Below are 18,108 nucleotides of genomic sequence, written 5' to 3' on the forward strand. Positions count from 1 at the left end.
ATGGCCGAGATCGACATGAAGAACATCGTCAAGAAGTACGGCGACGGCTTCCCGGCCGTCAACGACGTGAGCATCGACGTGCAGGACGGCGAGTTCATGATCCTGGTCGGCCCGTCCGGCTGCGGGAAGTCGACCCTGCTGCGGATGATCGTGGGTCTCGAGGACATCACGTCCGGTGAGATGGTGATCGGCGGCAAGGTCGTCAACGACCTCGCCCCGCGCGAGCGCAACCTGGCGATGGTGTTCCAGAACTACGCGCTCTACCCTCACCTCACCGTCTACGAGAACATCGCCTTCCCGCTCCGGCTGGCCAAGGCCTCCGACGCCGAGGTCGACGAGAAGGTGCGCGCGGCTGCGGCCACACTCGAGCTCGAGGAGCACCTCGAGCGCAAGCCCGGCAACCTCTCCGGCGGCCAGCGGCAGCGGGTCGCGATGGGGCGGGCGATCGTCCGTGAGGCCGACGCGTTCCTCTTCGACGAGCCGCTCTCCAACCTCGACGCGAAGCTGCGCGGCCAGATGCGCACCGAGATCGCGCGGCTGCAGAAGAAGCTCGGCATCACCACGGTCTACGTCACGCACGACCAGACCGAGGCGATGACGCTCGGCCACCGCGTCGCCGTGCTCAAGCGGGGCCTGCTCCAGCAGCTGGCCACGCCGCGGGAGCTCTACGAGCAGCCCGGCAACCTCTTCGTCGCCGGCTTCATCGGCTCGCCGCCGATGAACTTCCTGCCGGCGACCGTCGAGGGCACCTCGGTGAAGCTGCCGTTCGGCTCGGTCGAGATCCCGGCGGAGAAGGCGGAGAAGGCGGCGGGCAAGGGCCTGCTGATCGCGGGCATCCGGCCCGAGCACTTCGAGGACGCCGCGGTGAAGGAGGGAGCGAGCGGATCCGCGTCGACCTTCCGCGCTCCCGTCGACGTCGTGGAGTGGCTGGGCAACGAGACCTACGCCTACATCCCGTTCGAGGCGCCGCCCGAGGTGGAGCAGCAGCTGCGCCAGCTCGAGCGCGACCTCGACGGCGAGGTGCTGCACACGCAGCTCGTGGTGTCCCTCGACGGCAAGAGTCAGATCGCCGAGGGCGAGGAGGCCGAGATCTGGGTCGACGGCACGCAGATCCATCTCTTCGACCCGACCACCGGCGAGAACCTCACGGTGGACCGCGAGCGGGCCGGCCGCATCCCGGAGGGGGCGGAGACCGTCAGCGCCTCTTGAGGGCCTTGCGCTCGACCGCGACGCCGCCCCACACGGCGACGCCGCGGACCCGCACGGTCGGCGAGCCCGCATCGAGCTCGGCGGGCACCTTGTCGCCCGGACCGGAGTAGCCACCCATGATGCCGGTGCCCTCCATCACCACGTTGACGTGCGGACCGACGGTGATCTGCGCGCCGCCCATGAAGCAGTTGACGGTGATCACGACCTCCTGGGCGGCGAACTTCGCCTCCCGCAGGTCGAGGTCGGCGCCGCCCATCATCGCGAAGACCGACAGCCGTTCGGGCACGATCCACACGCCCTTGCGGTCGAACCCGCCGAGGATCGCCACGTGGCTCTCCGACTCCGGGCCGGGGACGACCGGTGACGCCTGGGCGCGGCTCACCTGGGCGGGCAGCGTCGCTGCTCCGGCGACCGGCAGGTCGAGGGTGATCGGCACCAGGTCGGCGTAGGTGCGCGCGGCGTACGTCGCCCCGAGGCGCTCCTCGAGCTCGTCGAGGTCCAGGCGTCCCTCGCCGGCGGCCTCGCGGAGGATCTCGGCGACCCGGTGCCGGTCGGCGTCCGAGATGCGCATCTGCGCGGGGTCCGGCTCGAGCTCTCCCACCATGCGGCCCAGCGTAGTGCGACGGATACCCTTGACGTTCGTGAGCGACGCCGAGTTCCTGTACTCCGACCTGCTGCCGACCGGCAAGGACGACACGCCCTACCGACTGATCACCACCGAGGGCGTCTCGACCTTCGAGGCCAACGGGCGGACCTTCCTCCAGGTGACGCCCGACGCGATCCAGCGGCTGACCGCCGAGGCGATGCACGACATCAGCCACTACCTGCGGCCGGCGCACCTCGCCCAGCTGCGCAAGATCATCGACGACCCCGAGGCGTCGGGCAACGACCGCTTCGTCGCGCTCGACCTGCTCAAGAACGTCAACATCTCCGCCGGCGGCGTGCTGCCGATGTGTCAGGACACCGGCACCGCGATCGTCATGGGCAAGAAGTCCGAGGGCGTGCTCACCGGCAGCGACGACGGCGAGGCGATCTCGCGCGGCGTGTACGACGCCTACACGAAGCTCAACCTGCGCTACTCGCAGCTCGCGCCGCTCACGACGTACGAGGAGAAGAACACCGGCACCAACCTGCCCGCCCAGATCGAGATCTACTCGACGCCGCAGACGTCCGGGAAGCCGGAGTACAAGTTCCTCTTCATGGCCAAGGGCGGCGGCTCGGCCAACAAGTCCTTCCTCTTCCAGGAGACCAAGGCGGTCCTCAACCCGCAGCGGCTGCTGGAGTTCCTCGACGAGAAGATCCGCTCGCTCGGCACCGCCGCCTGCCCGCCGTACCACCTGGCGGTCGTCATCGGCGGCACGTCGGCGGAGTTCGCGCTCAAGACCGCGAAGTACGCCTCCGCGCACTACCTCGACAACCTGCCGACCTCGGGCTCGATGTCGGCTCATGGCTTCCGCGACGTCGAGCTGGAGGAGGAGGTCTTCAAGCTGACCCAGTCCTTCGGGATCGGCGCGCAGTTCGGCGGCAAGTACTTCTGCCACGACGTCCGCGTCGTCCGGCTCCCCCGCCACGGCGCCTCGTGCCCCGTCGCGATCGCGGTGTCGTGCTCCGCGGACCGGCAGGCGCTCGGCAAGATCACGCCCGAGGGCGTCTTCCTCGAGCAGCTCGAGATGGACCCGGCGCACTACATGCCGTCGGCGGGTGTCGCCGAGGACATCGCCGGCGGCGAGGTCGTCTCCGTCGACCTCAACCGGCCGATGCCCGAGATCCTCGCGCAGCTCTCGCAGTACCCGGTCAAGACCCGGCTCTCGCTCACCGGCCCGCTGGTGGTGGCGCGGGACATCGCGCACGCCAAGATCAAGGAGCGGCTGGACGCCGGCGAGCCGATGCCGGCGTACCTGCGCGACCACCCGGTCTACTACGCCGGCCCGGCGAAGACCCCGGAGGGCATGGCGTCGGGGTCCTTCGGCCCGACCACCGCCGGCCGGATGGACTCCTACGTCGAGCAGTTCCAGGCCGCGGGCGGATCGATGGTGATGCTCGCGAAGGGCAACCGCTCCAAGCAGGTCACCGAGGCGTGCGGCAGCCACGGCGGCTTCTACCTCGGGTCGATCGGCGGCCCCGCCGCCCGCCTCGCCCAGGACTGCATCAAGAGCCAGGAGGTCATCGAGTACCCCGAGCTCGGCATGGAGGCGGTCTGGAAGATCGAGGTCGAGGACTTCCCCGCCTTCATCGTCGTCGACGACAAGGGCAACGACTTCTTCACCGACCCCTCCGGCACCGTCACCGTCCCGGTCTCCGGCCTCCGGGTGCGGTCCGCTCAGTAGCCTCCCCCCGCCGCGCCGCCGCCCCGGGACGTCATACGGACGGTGGAAGGGGACACACTCACGGTATGACGTCCCCGGGGAGGCGGCGGTGGCTCAGCCGGTCGTCTCGACGTCGTCCTTGTCGGGGTAGTGGTCGTGCTCCTTGGCGAGCGTGGGTGCCTCGGGCCCGGTGGGGCCCTCGTCGACCTTGCCGCTCTCGCCCTCGGGCTGCCCCGCGACGGAGTCCCCCGCCGAGATCTGCTGGCCGGGGGCGTTGAGGCTGCTCCGGTCGTCGGGGTCGGCCTTCAGGCCGCTGACCTCGGACACCTGGCCCTCGTCCTGCTTCTCGTCTGCCATGACGGGTCGGTACCCCGAACCTCGACGACGACTCGTCCGTCCGCCCGGATGACCTCAGGGTGGGTCGGGTAACACTGAACCCGTGGAGTACGTCGAGATCGCGCGGGCCGAGTCGGAGCGCGGGGAGCTGGTGCTCCGCGAGCGACGGCAGGACGGGTCGCCCGCGACCGTGGAGCTGCGGGCCAACGGGGTCTTCGTGATGGACACCCTCGAGACCAGCACCGAGCAGGCGCTCGCGGAGTCGGCGCTCGCCCAGGTCGCGGAGCCGCGTCATGTCGTGGTGGGCGGACTCGGCCTCGGGTTCACCATGCACGAGGTGCTCCGGGACAGTCGGGTCGAGAAGGTCGCGGTCGTCGAGATCGAGCAGGCGCTCGTCGACTGGATGCGCGACGGCACGATCCCGCACGGCCCCGCGATGCTGGCCGACGAGCGGGTCACGATCGTCGTGGCGGACGTGGCGGTCGCGCTGGCCGAGGCGAAGCCCGCGTCGTACGACCTCGTCCTGCTCGACGTCGACAACGGCCCGGACTACCTGGTGCACGACGTCAACGCGACGCTCTACGAGGACCCGTTCCTCCAGACCGCGCGCCGGGTGCTGCGGCCGGGCGGCGTGCTGGCGGTGTGGTCGGCCTCCGACTCCGCGGAGCTGGCCGACCGGATGCGGCGCGTCTTCGGCAACGCCCACGGCTACGCCCACGACGTGCTGCTCCAGGACCGCGACGAGAAGTACTGGCTGTTCGTCTCGCGGGTAACGTCCGAGGCATGAGCCAGGGAGACTTCCGGGTCGAGCACGACAGCATGGGCGAGGTCCGCGTGCCCGCCGACGCCCTGTGGCGGGCGCAGACGCAGCGAGCGGTGGAGAACTTCCCGATCAGCGGTACGCCGATCGAGCCCGCCCTCGTCCACGCGATCGGTCGGGTGAAGGCCGCTGCGGCCCGCGTCAACGGCGAGCTCGGCGTGCTCGACGCCGCCAGGTCCCAGGCGATCGAGGCCGCGGCCACCGAGGTCGTCGACGGCCGGCACGACGACGCGTTCCCGATCGACGTCTTCCAGACCGGCTCCGGCACCAGCTCCAACATGAACGCCAACGAGGTCATCGCCACGCTCGCCGGCCGCGCCGGCACCGATGTCCACCCCAACGACCACGTCAACGCCAGCCAGTCCAGCAACGACACGTTCCCGACCGCGATCCACGTCGCGGCCGCCCTCGCCGTCGTCGACGACCTGCTGCCGGCGCTCGACGTGCTGGCGAGCAGCCTCGAGCGCCGCGCCGAGGAGTACGCCGGCCTCGTGAAGTCCGGGCGCACCCACCTGATGGACGCGACGCCGGTGATGCTCGGCCAGGAGCTCGGCGGGTACGCCGCCACCGTCCGCTACGCCGCGGAGCGGCTCGAGTCGGTGCTCCCCCGGGTCCGCGAGCTCCCCCTGGGCGGCACCGCGGTGGGCACCGGCATCAACACCCCGCCGGGGTTCGCCCAGCGGGTGATCGCCGTGCTCGCCGAGACCACCGGGCAGCCGTTCACCGAGGCGCGCAACCACTTCGAGGCACAGGGCACCCGCGACTCGCTGGTCGAGCTCAGCGGCGTCCTCAAGACCTACGCCGTCGGACTCACCAAGATCTGCAACGACCTGCGCTGGATGTCCTCGGGGCCGACGACCGGGCTCGCCGAGATCCACCTGCCGGACCTCCAACCGGGGTCGAGCATCATGCCCGGCAAGGTCAACCCGGTCATCCCGGAGGCGACGCTGATGGTCTGCTTCCAGGTCGTCGGCAACGACGCCGCCGTGACGGCTGCCGGCGCGAGCGGCAGCTTCGAGCTCAACGTCGCGATGCCGGTCATCGCGCGCAACGTGCTGGAGTCGGTGCGGCTCCTGGCCGCGGTCTCGCGTCTCCTCGCCGAGCGCTGCGTCGACGGCATCACCGCCGACGCCGACAGGATGCGCCAGTACGCCGAGTCCTCGCCGTCGGTCGTCACCCCGCTCAACAAGCACATCGGCTACGAGGCCGCGGCCAAGGTCGCCAAGCGGGCGCTCGCCGACGGAGCGACGATCCGCGAGACCGTGATCGCGATGGGCTACGTCGAGCGCGGCGAGCTCACCGAGGCCGAGCTCGACGAGGCGCTCGACGTGGAGTCGATGACGCGGCCCTGACCGGGGGTCAGTACCAGCCGTGGCCCTCGGAGTGCGCCCACGCGCCGCACGGGCTGCCGTAGCGGTCCTGGATGTAGCCCAGCCCCCAGGTGATCTGGGTGACCGGGTTGGACTCCCAGTTGGGGCCGGCCGACGCCATCTTCGAGCCGGGGAGCGCCTGCGGGATGCCGTGCGCGCCAGAGGAGGAGTTGTGGGCGCTCGCGCTCCAGTTGCTCTCGCGGGTCCACAGCGAGTCGAGGCAGCCGAACTGGTCCGCACCGAAGCCGAACTGCGGCATCAACGCCCGCGCGATGTCGCGCGGGTCGCCGTCGCTGAGGTCCACCGAGGCCGTGCGGGCCGGACCGCTGTCGGCGGAGAGCACGCTGGCCTTCGAGGACTTGGCGGCCCGCCGTACGGCGGAGCGGGAGACCGTCTCGCGATCGAGGGTGCCGGCGACGGGGGCCGCCGCCCGCGGCTCGGACCGGGGGTCGATCGAGCCGTCGGCCTTCGCGACGCTGCCGCTGACGTGCTGGGCGGTCGGCGCCACCTGCGTGGGCGCGTCACCGAGGGAGCCGCCGGCGACCGCGATGCCGGTGACCGCAGCCGCGACCGAGCCCATCGCGAGCCCGTTGCGCACGGCCGGCGCCAGGGCACGGCGGGGCGAGGGCTCGGCGACGTGGCGGTGCTTGGGTACGTATTTCGCGCGCTTCGACAAGGGCTCGACTCGGGGTAGGCGACTCTGGGCTGTTCGCGACTCGCGACGCCAGAGCAGCGCCTAGATCACGAAACGATCACGGGCCACCATGCCTGACGAGTCGGGTGGTTGCAAACCGAACGACCGAGGTCGGTGGAACTCCGCAACCTCATTGGTCACAGGAGTCCCACCGACCTCAGAAGTGACTACAGCGTCACGTTCTCCAGCATCTCGGTGACCAGCGCCGCGATCGGCGACCGCTCGGAGCGGGTGAGCGTGACGTGCGCGAAGAGCGGGTGCCCCTTGAGCTTCTCCACCACCGCGACCACGCCGTCGTGCCGGCCGACCCGCAGGTTGTCGCGCTGGGCGACGTCGTGGGTGAGGACGACCTTGGAGTTGGCGCCGATCCGGGAGAGCACGGTGAGCAGCACGTTGCGCTCGAGCGACTGGGCCTCGTCGACGATCACGAACGCGTCGTGCAGCGACCGGCCCCGGATGTGGGTGAGCGGCAGGACCTCGAGCATGCCGCGGTCGAGCACCTCGTCGATGACGTCGCGGGTGGTGATCGCCCCCAGCGTGTCGAAGACGGCCTGCGCCCAGGGCGACATCTTCTCCGACTCCGAGCCGGGCAGGTAGCCGAGCTCCTGGCCGCCGACCGCGAAGAGGGGCCGGAACACGACGACCTTCTGGTGCTGGCGGCGCTCCATGACGGCCTCGAGGCCGGCGCAGAGCGCGAGCGCGGACTTGCCGGTGCCGGCCCGGCCGCCCAGCGAGACGATGCCGACGTCGGGGTCGAGCAGCATCTCCAGCGCGATCCGCTGCTCGGCGGACCGGCCGTGGATGCCGAAGGCCTCCCGGTCACCGCGCACCAGGTGGACCTGCTTGTCCGGCCCGACCCGGCCCAGCGCCGTACCGCGGTCGGAGAGCAGCACCAGGCCCTGGTGGCACGGCAGATCACGCGCGTCGGCGAGGTCGAGCACCCCGTCGTCGTAGAGCTCGTCGAGGTCGGCGGCGGCCACCTCGAGCTCGGCCATGCCGGAGTAGCCGGTGTCGGAGTCGCTGATCGCCTCGGCGCGGTACTCCTCGGCGTCCAGGCCGACGGCGGAGGCCTTGATCCGCAGCGGCAGGTCCTTGGAGACCAGCGTGACCGCGTGCCCCTCGTCGGCCAGGTTGCGGGCCACGGCGAGGATGCGGGTGTCGTTGTCACCCAGGCGGAATCCCGACGGCAGCGCCTCCGGATCGGTGTGGTTGAGCTCGACCCGGATGGTCCCGCCCTCGTCGCCGACCGGGATCGGCTCGTCGAGGCGCCCGTGGCTGACGCGCAGCTCGTCGAGCGTCCGGAGCGCCGTGCGGGCGAAGAAGCCCAGCTCGGGGTGGTGCCGCTTGCCCTCCAGCTCGGTGATGACCACGACCGGGAGCACGACCTCGTGCTCGGCGAACCGGCGCAGGGCGCCGGGGTCGGCCAGGAGCACGCTGGTGTCCAGGACGTAGGTCCGCACACCCGGCGCGGATTTCGCGCGCGCGGCGGCGGTGGAGGCGGAGCGCTGTGACTTCGGAGCCTGGGTCGGCACGATGACACCCCTTCACAGGCCGGGCGGGCACTCCGCGTCCGGCCGTCCTCTCACGCAGACGGACCGGAGCGGGCCCGAGCGCCGGAGTGCCGGCTCCCGTCAGCGCGCCAGCGAGGCGATCCCCGGTGGTGCGCTGTGCAGTCGTGAGTTCTCACGAACGGGCCTCCCGATACGAAGAGCTTCCCCACTCCTCGATACCCGCGAAAGTACGCCGCCATGCGGCGCGTTCCGGGACGACACGCCCGAACGCGAGGTGAACGCTGCGCTACGCCCCGTAGCGGCGCTCCCGGAGCGCGTACGCCCGGATCGCGCGCAGGAAGTCGATGCGCCGGAAGTCCGGCCAGTAGGCCTCGCAGAAGTAGAACTCCGACTTCGCGCTCTGCCACAGCAGGAAGCCGCCGAGGCGCTGCTCGCCCGAGGTGCGGATCACCAGGTCGGGGTCGGGCTGGCCCTTGGTGTAGAGGTGCTCGGCGATGTGCTCGACGTCGATGACCGTCGCGAGCTCCTCCATCGACATGCCCTTGGCCGACGCCTCCTGGAGCAGCGAGCGCACGGCGTCCGCGATCTCCCGGCGGCCGCCGTAGCCGACGGCGACGTTGACGAGCATCCCGTCGACGTCGCGGGTGGCCTCCTCGGCAGCTTTGAGACGCTGGGTGAGCGAGGTCGGCAGCAGGTCGAGGGCACCCACCGGGTGGATCCGCCAGCGCTGCTGGTCGGCGAGGGAGGCGACGGCCTCACCGATGATCTCCAGCAGGGGCGCGAGCTGCTCCTCCGGCCGGTTGAGGTTGTCCGTCGACAGCAGCCAGAGGGTGACGACCTCGATGCCGACCTCGTCGCACCAGCCCAGCAACGGCTCGATGTTGGCCGCCCCGGCCCGGTGCCCGTGCGCGGTGTCGCGGCCGACGGCCTTCGCCCAGCGCCGGTTGCCGTCGAGCATGACGCCGACGTGCTTGGGCACGTCGTCGGGCATGCGGCGCAGCATCCGGGCCTCGTACGCCGGGTAGAGCACCCCTCGCACGCCGCGCTTCCAGTCCACCACCCCCTGATGGTAGCGAGCGAGCGGCGTCACACGGCCGTTGCCGTGACGTGCACCTCCCGTGGCGTTTCCGTGACCCTTCGCCGGGTAGGTTCGGATGCATGAACCAGGCCATGCGAGCGGGACTCGACCACCTGCAGGACGCGGTGGCCGACCTCACGGCCGACATCAAGCCGCGGCTGCGCGGCTGGCTGCACCTCGCGACGGCGCCGCTGACGCTGGCGGCCGGCATCGTGCTGATCGCGCTCTCGCCGAACGCCGCCACGCGGACCGGCTCGGCGCTCTTCACCGGCTCGGCGCTCGTCCTGTTCACGGTGTCGGCGATCTACCACACCGGCACCTGGTCACCCCGGACGTGGGCGTTCCTGCGCCGCTTCGACCACGCCAACATCTTCGTGCTGATCGCCGGCTCCTACACGCCGTTCGCCCTCATCCTCCTCGACGGCACCCAGCAGGTCGTGCTCCTCGCGACGGTCTGGACGGGCGCGGTGCTCGGGGTCGGCTTCCGGGTCTTCTGGACCGACGCCCCGCGCTGGCTCTACGTGCCGCTCTACATCGCGCTCGGCTGGGCCGCGGTCTTCTTCATCCCCAGCTTCTTCGACGGCGCCACCCGCCTCGGGGTGGGCGTCGGCATCGCGACCTTCACGCTGATCGTGGTCGGCGGCGCGCTCTACACCTTCGGCGGGGTCGTCTACGGCTTCAAGCGCCCCAACCCGTGGCCGCGCTGGTTCGGCTTCCACGAGGTGTTCCACACCTTCACGATCCTGGCGTTCGTCGCCCACTACGTCGGCGTCTCGCTGGCGACGTACTCCCTGCGCTGACCGCGGCCGCCGAGGAGCGGGCTAGGCGACGAGCGTGACGGCCTCGGAGGGGGTCGGGAGGGGCGCGCGCCGGGCGACGACGCCGACCGCGGTGCCGGCGAGCGCGAACACGATCGCGAGGAACGCCCAGCCCGGCATGCCCCGGTCGACCGCCGTGGCCGTCACGAGGGCCGGCGCGAGCATCGACGCCACGGCGTACCCGGTCGCCGAGAGGCCCTGGTAGCGGCCCGCGCTGCGCGGGTCGGCGAGCTCGAACGCCAGGCCCCACGCGCCCGCCTCGCACCACACCTCGGCCCAGGAGCCCAGCAGCTCGGCGAGCACGAGGACCACGATCGCGACGACGACGCCGGCGCTCCCGGCCGCGCCGTACAGCAGGCACGCGGCGGCGAGCAGCAGGCTCCCGCGGCGCACGGTGCGGCCGGCGACCACGACGTCGTGGGTGCCGCGGGCGGCGCGGACCTGGAAGAGCGCGACGAAGACGGTGTTGACGACGAGCAGCACCGAGATCATCACCTCGGGCGCCTCGGTGCGGGTCGCGATCCAGAGGGGGACGCCGACGCTGGTCACGCCGAACTGCATGGCGATCACGGAGCTGAGCCCGACCGTCGTGACGTAGGTGCGGTCGCGCAGCGGCGACGGGCCGGGCACCCGGTCGGGCACGAGGTGCGCGTCCATCGCGACCCCGAAGCCGGCCACGCGTGCGCGCAGGCCGGCCAACGGCACGGTCGCGAGCGCGGCGAAGAGCCCGACGGCGACCATCGTGACCTGGTACGCCGTGGCCGTGCCGACCAGCAGCGCGAGCGCCGCGATCACGGTGCCGAGGCCGATGAACACGTTGGTGATCACCCGGAGCCGGGCCCGGATGCCGACCCGCTCGGCGCCGGTGAACCAGCGCGCCTGCACGGTCGCCTTCGCGGTGCCCTGCAGGCTGCGGCTGCCGACCGCGACGCAGGCGACCAACGTGAACGTCAGCGCGTCGTCGGCGAAGACGTAGGCGAGCAGCGCCAGGCCCTGCACGGCGTTCGCCCACAGCTGGAGGCGGTCGGCGCCGACCCGGTCGGCGGCGTACCCGCCGGCGAACGAGACGACCACGCCGACCGCGCCGGCGACCGTGAGACCGATGCCGACCGTCGTCGCCGCCAGGCCGATCACGCGGGTGAAGTAGAGCGCGCTGACGCTGTAGAAGAGGCCGGTCGAGAGCGAGGCCGTCATCGTCGCGATGGTCAGCGCGCGCTGCACCGGATCGGCGGGATGGAGGAGGCGGATCAGTCGGTCGAGCACGGGAACGTTCTCTCACGGCTCGGCGGACGCCCACCAACGATGTAGCGTTGTGCTTCATGGTCGGGTGGATCGAGTACGAGCTTGCCGGCGCCGACCTCGGCGAGGTGCGGTTCGCCCTCTCCCCGATGAACGAGCTGGCGCTGTCCCTGCGCACGTGGCGCGAGCCCGGCCGCTACCCGCTCCAGCTGCCGTGGCTGCAGCTCACCCAGGATGCCCGCGCCTCCCTGGACGGCGAGATGCTGCTGGCCCTCACCAACGACAACCTGTGGACCCCGGACTTCCTCACGCCGCGGCCGTGGTCGCCGCTCACCCGCTTCGACGACGAGCTCGCCGCCCTGGCGGCGACCCCGCTCGACGTCGTCCGCGACGACATCGCCGAGGTGCACCCCGACCCCGCGCTCCGGCCCGCCGCGCTCCAGGGGCGCCGCGACCGGGTGCTGCGCCGGATCACCAGCGCGCTCTCGGCGTACTGGACCGCCTGCTTCGAGCCCTGGTGGCCGCGGATGCGGGCGGTCCTGGAGGCGGACATCGTCTTCCGGGGCCGGACGATCGCCCGCGACGGCCTGGCCGCGATGTTCGCCGACCTCTCGCCCCGGATCCGGCTGGTCGACGGGGTCGTGCGCTGCGAGATGACCTCGAAGATCGGGTTCCGTCGCAGCACCGCCGGCGAGGGCCTCACCCTCGCGCCGACCCTCTTCACCCGCAACGCCACCGCCCCCATCTCCGCCGAGGAGGCGCCGCTGATCCTGTACGGCGCCCGCGGCGCCGGCACCCTCTGGGAGAGCGACCGCTCCCCGGCGCCGCACGCGCTCGCGGGCCTGATCGGCGAGCCGCGCGCACGGCTGCTCGCGGTCCTCGACTCCCCCGCGTCCTCCACCGAGCTCGCGATCCGCCTCGGCGTCACGACCAGCGCGGTCAACCAGCACCTGCGCGCGATGCGCGACGCCGGCCTGCTCTCCGCCGCCCGGCACGGTCGGTCGGTGCTCTACCTGCGGTCGGGGCTGGGCGACGAGCTGGTGCGGGTGGGCGCCTGACCGTCCGTCAGGCAGCGCGGAGGATCTCGTTGGTGAACCAGCTCCCGAGCCGTCCGCCGCGGTGCCGGCTGCGGACGACGATGCCGACACCGAGGTCGAGAGCGAGGTCGACCCCGTCCGGCAGCTCGCCAGCCTCCGCGCGCCAGTCGTCGCCGTGCTCGAGGCGCTGCGAGACCTCCGACCAGACGAGCGGGCAGCACGAGCACACCGGGTCGTAGCCGGGCACGGCGCGGGCGACGAAGGCGACGACCGGCCGACCGCAGAGCTCCTCGATGCGCACGTCGCTGAGCTCGACACCCTCGCCGAGCTCGTAGGGGTCGAGCATCGCCGACCACTCGTAGTTGGTGGCGTAGGGCTCCAGGGGGCGCACCGACCACGACGACGGCGGCGCGCCGCGCTCGTGGATGCGCCGGCCGTCCTCGAGCCGGATCCCGTCGAGCTCGCCGTGGCGCAGCGTGACCCGGAAGTCGAGGTGGCTCGAATGGTGGACGAGCTCGAGCTCGGACCAGCGCTCGGGAACCGACCGCGCCAGCAGGCGCACGTCCTCAGGTGTCACGGCGCGAGGCTACTGGAGACTCGGCGCCTAGACAGGCAAGTGTTCACTTGCCTGTCTAGGCGGTGTGGTCGACGTGTTCAAGGCGCTGTCCGACCCGACCCGGCGAGCGATCCTCGACGAGCTGACCCAACGGGACGGCCAGACGCTGTTCGAGCTGTGCGGTCGGCTGACCACCCGGCACGGGCTCAGCTCCTCGCGGCAGGCGATCTCGCAGCACCTGGAGGTCCTGGAGTCCGCCGGTCTCGTCACGTCCCGCCGCGAGGGCCGCTACAAGTTCCACCACATCGACCCAGAGCCGCTCCGGCCGATCCTGACCCGCTGGCTGGAGCCACCCACGACACGGAAGGACTGACATGAGGATCACCTTGACCAGCGTCCCGGTGGACGACCAGACCCGGGCCGAGCAGTTCTACACCGAGGTGCTCGGGTTCGCCGTACGCCACGACGTCCCGGTCGGCGAGCACCGGTGGCTGACCGTCGTCTCCCCGGACGACCCGGACGGCACCGAGCTCCTCCTCGAGCCGGCCGCGCACCCCGCCCTCGGGCCGTTCCGCGACGCCCTCGTCGCCGACGGCATCCCCTACACCCAGTTCACCGTCGACGACGTCGCCGCCGAGCACGAGCGCCTGGCGGCGCTCGGGGTCCGGTTCACCCAGGAGCCGACCGAGATGGGGCCGGTCACCACCGCGGTCTTCGACGACACCTGCGGCAACCTGATCCAGATCGTCACGCCGGCCCAGTAGCCGGCTCGATCAGCGGCGCTCGGCCAGGAAGGCCTCGAGCGTCTCGACGACGAGTCGGTGGTCGTCGCGCTGGGGCAGGCCCGAGACCGCGACGGTCCCGACACAACCGGTGCCGCGCACCAGGACGGGGAAGGCGCCGCCGTGGGCGGCGAAGTCCGACGGGTCCAGCCGCGCGTCCACGTCGAACGACTTGCCGTCGACCCGGAACTGCTCGCCCACGCGCAGCGAGGAGCGGCCGTAGCGGTCGACCACCGCGCTCTTGCGGCGGAGCCAGTCGTCGTTGTCGGCGGACGAGCCCGGGAGCGCGGCGTGGAACAGGCGCTGGCTGTTGCGACGGATCGAGATCGCGACCGGGAGCGCCGCCTCCAGCGCCGCCTCACGGAGGGCGCACCCGAGCGCCCAGGCGGTCTCCTCGTCGAACCGGTCGAAGACCAGCCGCGCCTCCTGCGCCGCCAGCTCGTCGAGCAGCTCCCGGTCGTTGTCGACCCGTTCCACGTGGTCCCCTCTCGTCGACGACGAAGCGTGCGTCAGTCTGCCCGGGACCGGGTGCGGGTGGTCAAGCCGGCGGACGCACCCGGTAGCGGAGGTGCAGCACCCGGTCGCCCTGGATGACGACGTACGGGTCCTCGAGCAGGTGCTGGCCTTCGATGGGGCCGAAGTACCGCTTGCCGCGGCCGAAGACGACCGGCACGACGTCCATCGCCACCTCGTCGACGAGTCCCAACGCGAGGGCCTGCCCGCCGACGTGGCCCGCGCACACGGCGACGACCCGGTCGCCGGCGCGGCGCTTCGCCTCCTCGACGGCAGCGGTCACGTCGTCGAAGAAGGGGACGTCGGCCTCCGGGTGCCAGCCGTCGGGCTTCGGGCGGCTCGACACCACGATCAGGTGGTCGCCCGCGGGCGGCTCGGCCTCCCAGCCGTTGGTGAGGTCGAAGAGGCGGCGCCCCTGGATGGTCGCGCCGATGCTGCCCCACATCGAGCGGACGTAGTCGACGGAGCGGCTGCTGATCCGGAACGGGTCGTGCCGCTCCTCCCCCGCCGTGCCGGTGATGGGCTGGTCGCCGTTGAAGTACCACTCGAAGAGCGGGCCCACGTCGTCGTGCTCGTCGGCGATGAAGCCGTCGACGGACACCACCGCGTGCGTGATCACCGTGGCCATGTCAGGACCCTCCCGTCGCGGGCTGGAAGTACCGCCAGTGGCCCTCGGTGACGACGTCGACCTCGCCGTCGACGACCCGGATCGCGGTGTCGTCGCAGATCGCGTACGCCGGAGCGCCGAGCTCGGCCGCCCACTTCTCCGCCGCCGCCATCGTGTTCTCGGACAGCGCGGGGTGGTCCACGTGCGGGAAGATCGAGAAGTCGACGACGCCGAGCGTGCGGTCGTCGTCCTCCGCGCGGTAGAGGAAGTCCGTGCCGATCCGCGGGGTCAGCACCATGCTGCCGGCGCTGAAGCCGACGTAGACCGTGCCCGTCAGTGACGGGAGGAGGTCCGCGAGCCCCGACTCCCGCATCCACCGCGCGAGGTAGGGCGCATCGCCGCCGTTGACCAGCAGGACGTCGGCCTCCTGCACCCAGGCGACCCAGCGGTCCCGGTCGATGCTGGGCAGCGCGGTGAGCTCGAGCACGCCGACCGACTTCCAGCCCAGCTCGGTCATCGGCTGCTCGGACCGGCCCGCGATGAACTGCCACGGACCGACCGGCGATCCGTGCGGGTTGCCGTAGCCGGCGGTCGGGATGCAGAGGGCGGTGGCGTCCTCGACCGGCTTGCCGAGCAGGTCGAGCAGTGCCTGGTGGATCGTCGGGTTCTTGATGCCTGCCGACGTGAGCAGCAGCCGCACGGCGCCTCCCTGGGTCGAGCTGGATGATGCGGTACGACGTACCGACCCGGGCCGATCGCCAGAGTCATCGCCAGAGTCATCGCCAGGGTCATCGCCAGGGTCATCGCCAGGGTCATCGCCGGACCCATCGTCAGTCGGCGTCGCCCCCGGCCAGCCGCATCGCCTCCAACGCGATCGGGGGCGGCGCGTGGAAGTCGAAGGCCTTGAACAGCACCGCGTGGCGGACGCCCATCCGCCGGCCGCTCAGCGCCGTGATGCCGGTGATCATCATCCGGGGCGGGGGGTGCCCGGGGATGCCGGCGAGGTACTGGCCGTGCGCCTCGAGCGACGCGATCCCGCGGTCGAGCGCCTCGCCGGTGACGTCGACGCCGTGCGTGGGCGCGTCGTCGCCGCCGACCAGCAGCCAGCGCGGCGACCACGGCTCGAGCCCCTCGTCGAGCAGCTCGGGGAAGACCCACCTGTTTCCGGCGTCGCGCAGCGCGTCGACCGCTGCCAGGCCCGCGACCCGGTGGTCGGCCTGGTTGAGGCCGGCCACGAACACGACGTCCCACGAGCCGACCACGACGGCGTCGGGCCGGTACCGCCGGATCGCCCGCGCGATGTCGCGGCGCAGCTCCAGCGAGTAGACGAGCACGCCGTCGGGATGGTCGAGGAACTCCACCTGCGACACCCCGACCGCCTCGGATGCCGCGATCTGCTCGCGCACCCGGAGCTCGGCCGTCTGCGCGGGCGGGCTGGCGTCCATCCCTGCCTCGCCGCGGGTCAGCAGCAGGTAGGCGACGTCGACGCCCCGGCTGGTCCACGCCGCGACCGCCGACGACGTGCCGTACTCCACGTCGTCGGGATGGGCCACGACGCAGAGGACGCGCGCGAACGCGTCGTCCGGGAACGGCGGCAGCAGGTCTTCGCTCATCTCGCGAGGCTAGCCTCGGCGAGGGTCAGCGCGACAGGTCGGAGCGGTGGTCAGTACTCACCCTTGACGACGAAGTAGGTGCCGCGGATGGTGCCGGCGAGCTTGGACTTCTGCCGCGCGAACTTGAACCGCTCGGCCAGCTCCTCGGGCACCTCCATGCCGTCGGAGAGCTTGAAGCCGACGGCGCGCTTGCCGCCCTCCTCCAGGGTGTACATGACGTTGATCGACAGTCCGGACTCGTAGAAGACGTAGGACCAGCGGATGCCGTCGACCTCGAACTCCGTCGCCTCCAACGCCGGCGACGCGATCACCAGGTCCCGCTCCTCCCGGAGGACGCGGTGGACGTGGTCGACGACGTCGTTCGCCTCGCTCGCCGGCTCGACCGTGAAGACGTGGTCGTACTTGTTCTTGAAGTAGCGGGCCTCGTTGGCCCGCAGTCCCGCCAGCGCCTCGGCGACCGGAGAGGACTCCAGCCCGACGGTGGACACGTTCACGAAGTCGACGACGTAGGACATGGCGCCACGCTAGCGCGATCGGGTACCCGATCCTCATGTACTTCGACTCGAAGCCCTGTGCCGTCTGCGGTTCCGAGGTCCGGCTGGAGCCCCACCGGCCACCGACGGACGCGGGCGAGGGCCCCGTCGGCCCCGCGGACGGCGTGGTCGGCACCGCGGACCCGACCGTCGACGACCGCATCTGCACGAACCCGGACTGCCCCACCCACCGGTCCGCCACGATGGACCCGTGACGAACCCCGAGACCGAGATCGCCCTGGCCGCCGCGACGGCAGGCGCGGACGTCGTACGCGCGGCGTACGGCGGCGCGGTGACCCGGCACGCGAAGGGCGGCCTCGACTTCGCGACCGACACCGACGTCGCCGCCGAGCGGGCGATCCTGGGCGTCATCGCCACCGCCCGCCCGGACGACGCGCGGGTGGGCGAGGAGTCCGGTGCGAGCGAGGGGACGACGGGCCGGACCTGGCTGGTCGACCCGCTGTGCGGCACCCTCAACTTCGCCGCCGAGACGCCCCTCGTGGCGGCCAACGTGGCACTGCGCGACGGAGCGGCCACACTCGCCGCGGCATCTGCCGACCCGGTGACCGGCGAGCTGTTCTGGGCGGACGCCTCCGGCGCGTTCTGCCGCCGTGGGGGCACCGATGCGCCGCTCCGCCCGTCGGCCTCATCACGGCTCGTCGACGTCAACTGCGACGGCCCCCTCGACCGTCCGTTCGTGGGCGGCCAGCTGGTCGCCGACCCGGCGTTCCGCGCCGCGTTCGGCCCGCGGGTGGTCTCCTCGACGATCGCGGTCGCCTGGGTCGCGGCCGGTCGCCGCGCGGGCTACGTCACCGACGGCCGGCTGGCCGACAGCGTGCACTTCGCGGCCGGCACCGGGATCTGCGAGGCCGCCGGTTGCGTCGTCACCGACCTCGCCGGCGCGCCGTGGCGCACCGGCCGCGGCTTGATCGCGGCGGCCGACGCCGAGACGCACGCGCAGCTGCTCGAGCTGGTCCGGCCCCACCTCGCGGCGTCGCCGGGCTGACTGGGTGTCCCGGGTGCGCGGGTGCGCGGGTCGCGGCCTCGAACTCGCTCTCACGTGGGTGTCGTATCGGCCCACCGCTG

The 18,108-nt window shown here is 72.0% G+C and carries 22 protein-coding genes; 10 read left to right on the forward strand and 12 right to left on the reverse strand.

Translation table 11 applies throughout. The features are described 5' to 3' along the window. Nucleotides 1-1,209, forward strand: coding sequence for an ABC transporter ATP-binding protein (locus tag HZF07_RS10215; protein ID WP_157341387.1), 1,209 nt, complete (start codon nucleotides 1-3; stop codon nucleotides 1,207-1,209). On the opposite strand, the gene HZF07_RS10220 is transcribed toward HZF07_RS10215, so the two are convergent. Next, a complete protein-coding gene (locus tag HZF07_RS10220; protein ID WP_157341389.1) occupies nucleotides 1,196-1,813 on the reverse strand; it encodes a DUF1707 SHOCT-like domain-containing protein in 618 nt (205 codons plus the stop codon). The two genes, HZF07_RS10215 and HZF07_RS10220, sit on opposite strands and share 14 nt — an antisense overlap. Before the next feature lie 37 nt (nucleotides 1,814-1,850). On the opposite strand from HZF07_RS10220, the gene HZF07_RS10225 reads away from it, so the two are divergent. Continuing rightward, nucleotides 1,851-3,536 (forward strand): fumarate hydratase, encoded by a 1,686-nt coding sequence (locus tag HZF07_RS10225; protein WP_396954805.1) that lies wholly within the window; start codon nucleotides 1,851-1,853, stop codon nucleotides 3,534-3,536. A 93-nt stretch (nucleotides 3,537-3,629) separates the two neighbouring features. Here HZF07_RS10225 and HZF07_RS10230 read toward each other — a convergent pair whose 3' ends face one another. Then, entirely contained in the window at nucleotides 3,630-3,872 is a 243-nt protein-coding gene (locus HZF07_RS10230) for a hypothetical protein (RefSeq protein ID WP_157341393.1), read from the reverse strand. An 82-nt stretch (nucleotides 3,873-3,954) separates the two neighbouring features. On the opposite strand from HZF07_RS10230, the gene HZF07_RS10235 reads away from it, so the two are divergent. Together HZF07_RS10235 and HZF07_RS10240 are read left to right on the forward strand one after the other, a co-directional pair. After that, nucleotides 3,955-4,638 (forward strand): spermidine synthase, encoded by a 684-nt coding sequence (locus HZF07_RS10235; protein WP_181645024.1) that lies wholly within the window; start codon nucleotides 3,955-3,957, stop codon nucleotides 4,636-4,638. Then, nucleotides 4,635-6,023: a class II fumarate hydratase gene (locus HZF07_RS10240; protein WP_157341396.1), complete on the forward strand. Its 1,389-nt coding sequence runs from the start codon at nucleotides 4,635-4,637 to the stop codon at nucleotides 6,021-6,023. The genes HZF07_RS10235 and HZF07_RS10240 overlap by 4 nt, the downstream gene beginning before the upstream one ends. A 7-nt stretch (nucleotides 6,024-6,030) precedes the next feature. On the opposite strand, the gene HZF07_RS10245 is transcribed toward HZF07_RS10240, so the two are convergent. The 3 genes from HZF07_RS10245 to HZF07_RS10255 all read right to left on the reverse strand — a co-directional run bounded on the left by HZF07_RS10245 (nucleotide 6,031) and on the right by HZF07_RS10255 (nucleotide 9,306). Beyond that, entirely contained in the window at nucleotides 6,031-6,717 is a 687-nt protein-coding gene (locus tag HZF07_RS10245; protein ID WP_157341398.1) for an aggregation-promoting factor C-terminal-like domain-containing protein, read from the reverse strand. Nucleotides 6,718-6,902: 185 nt separating this feature from the next. Beyond that, a complete protein-coding gene (locus tag HZF07_RS10250) occupies nucleotides 6,903-8,195 on the reverse strand; it encodes a PhoH family protein (protein ID WP_309504903.1) in 1,293 nt (430 codons plus the stop codon). Nucleotides 8,196-8,532: 337 nt separating this feature from the next. After that, on the reverse strand, nucleotides 8,533-9,306 hold the full coding sequence (locus HZF07_RS10255; RefSeq protein ID WP_181645026.1) for an isoprenyl transferase: 774 nt from the start codon (nucleotides 9,304-9,306) through the stop codon (nucleotides 8,533-8,535). A gap of 98 nt (nucleotides 9,307-9,404) precedes the next feature. Here HZF07_RS10255 and trhA point away from each other — a divergent pair, with 98 nt between their 5' ends. Continuing rightward, entirely contained in the window at nucleotides 9,405-10,124 is a 720-nt protein-coding gene (gene trhA / locus HZF07_RS10260; RefSeq protein WP_157341400.1) for a PAQR family membrane homeostasis protein TrhA, read from the forward strand. A gap of 21 nt (nucleotides 10,125-10,145) precedes the next feature. On the opposite strand, the gene HZF07_RS10265 is transcribed toward trhA, so the two are convergent. Continuing rightward, nucleotides 10,146-11,405, reverse strand: coding sequence for an MFS transporter (locus HZF07_RS10265; protein ID WP_181645027.1), 1,260 nt, complete (start codon nucleotides 11,403-11,405; stop codon nucleotides 10,146-10,148). Nucleotides 11,406-11,461: 56 nt separating this feature from the next. Between HZF07_RS10265 and HZF07_RS10270 the strand changes: the two genes are divergently transcribed. Beyond that, a complete protein-coding gene (locus tag HZF07_RS10270) occupies nucleotides 11,462-12,439 on the forward strand; it encodes an ArsR/SmtB family transcription factor (protein ID WP_157341402.1) in 978 nt (325 codons plus the stop codon). 7 nt (nucleotides 12,440-12,446) lie between these two features. On the opposite strand, the gene HZF07_RS10275 is transcribed toward HZF07_RS10270, so the two are convergent. Continuing rightward, nucleotides 12,447-12,995 (reverse strand): hypothetical protein, encoded by a 549-nt coding sequence (locus HZF07_RS10275; RefSeq protein WP_157341404.1) that lies wholly within the window; start codon nucleotides 12,993-12,995, stop codon nucleotides 12,447-12,449. A 64-nt stretch (nucleotides 12,996-13,059) separates the two neighbouring features. Here HZF07_RS10275 and HZF07_RS10280 point away from each other — a divergent pair, with 64 nt between their 5' ends. After that, nucleotides 13,060-13,347, forward strand: coding sequence for an ArsR/SmtB family transcription factor (locus HZF07_RS10280; protein WP_181645028.1), 288 nt, complete (start codon nucleotides 13,060-13,062; stop codon nucleotides 13,345-13,347). 1 nt (nucleotide 13,348) lies between these two features. Beyond that, the gene (locus tag HZF07_RS10285; RefSeq protein WP_157341406.1) at nucleotides 13,349-13,738 is read left to right on the forward strand and encodes a VOC family protein; all 390 of its coding nucleotides are present in this window, start codon (nucleotides 13,349-13,351) and stop codon (nucleotides 13,736-13,738) included. Nucleotides 13,739-13,747: 9 nt separating this feature from the next. On the opposite strand, the gene HZF07_RS10290 is transcribed toward HZF07_RS10285, so the two are convergent. The 5 genes from HZF07_RS10290 to HZF07_RS10310 all read right to left on the reverse strand — a co-directional run bounded on the left by HZF07_RS10290 (nucleotide 13,748) and on the right by HZF07_RS10310 (nucleotide 17,004). Next, complete coding sequence (locus HZF07_RS10290; protein ID WP_181645029.1) at nucleotides 13,748-14,233, reverse strand: heme-degrading domain-containing protein; 486 nt, start codon at nucleotides 14,231-14,233, stop codon at nucleotides 13,748-13,750. 61 nt (nucleotides 14,234-14,294) lie between these two features. Continuing rightward, complete coding sequence (locus HZF07_RS10295; RefSeq protein WP_157341408.1) at nucleotides 14,295-14,897, reverse strand: dihydrofolate reductase family protein; 603 nt, start codon at nucleotides 14,895-14,897, stop codon at nucleotides 14,295-14,297. A 1-nt stretch (nucleotide 14,898) separates the two neighbouring features. Continuing rightward, complete coding sequence (locus tag HZF07_RS10300) at nucleotides 14,899-15,576, reverse strand: Type 1 glutamine amidotransferase-like domain-containing protein (RefSeq protein ID WP_181645030.1); 678 nt, start codon at nucleotides 15,574-15,576, stop codon at nucleotides 14,899-14,901. A gap of 130 nt (nucleotides 15,577-15,706) precedes the next feature. Further along, nucleotides 15,707-16,489 (reverse strand): PIG-L deacetylase family protein, encoded by a 783-nt coding sequence (locus HZF07_RS10305; RefSeq protein WP_157341410.1) that lies wholly within the window; start codon nucleotides 16,487-16,489, stop codon nucleotides 15,707-15,709. 50 nt (nucleotides 16,490-16,539) lie between these two features. Then, nucleotides 16,540-17,004, reverse strand: a complete 465-nt coding sequence (locus tag HZF07_RS10310) for a phage tail protein (protein ID WP_157341412.1) — start codon at nucleotides 17,002-17,004, stop codon at nucleotides 16,540-16,542. Between the two features lie 35 nt (nucleotides 17,005-17,039). Here HZF07_RS10310 and HZF07_RS10315 point away from each other — a divergent pair, with 35 nt between their 5' ends. Beyond that, nucleotides 17,040-17,237, forward strand: coding sequence for a hypothetical protein (locus tag HZF07_RS10315; RefSeq protein WP_157341414.1), 198 nt, complete (start codon nucleotides 17,040-17,042; stop codon nucleotides 17,235-17,237). Then, nucleotides 17,234-18,028 carry an inositol monophosphatase family protein gene (locus tag HZF07_RS10320; protein ID WP_181645031.1) on the forward strand — a complete coding sequence of 265 codons (795 nt, stop codon included), beginning with the start codon at nucleotides 17,234-17,236 and terminating at the stop codon, nucleotides 18,026-18,028. The genes HZF07_RS10315 and HZF07_RS10320 overlap by 4 nt, the downstream gene beginning before the upstream one ends. Nucleotides 18,029-18,108 lie beyond the last annotated feature (80 nt).

Source organism: Nocardioides agri, from assembly GCF_013778305.1.
In the GTDB taxonomy this organism is placed as follows: domain Bacteria; phylum Actinomycetota; class Actinomycetes; order Propionibacteriales; family Nocardioidaceae; genus Nocardioides; species Nocardioides agri.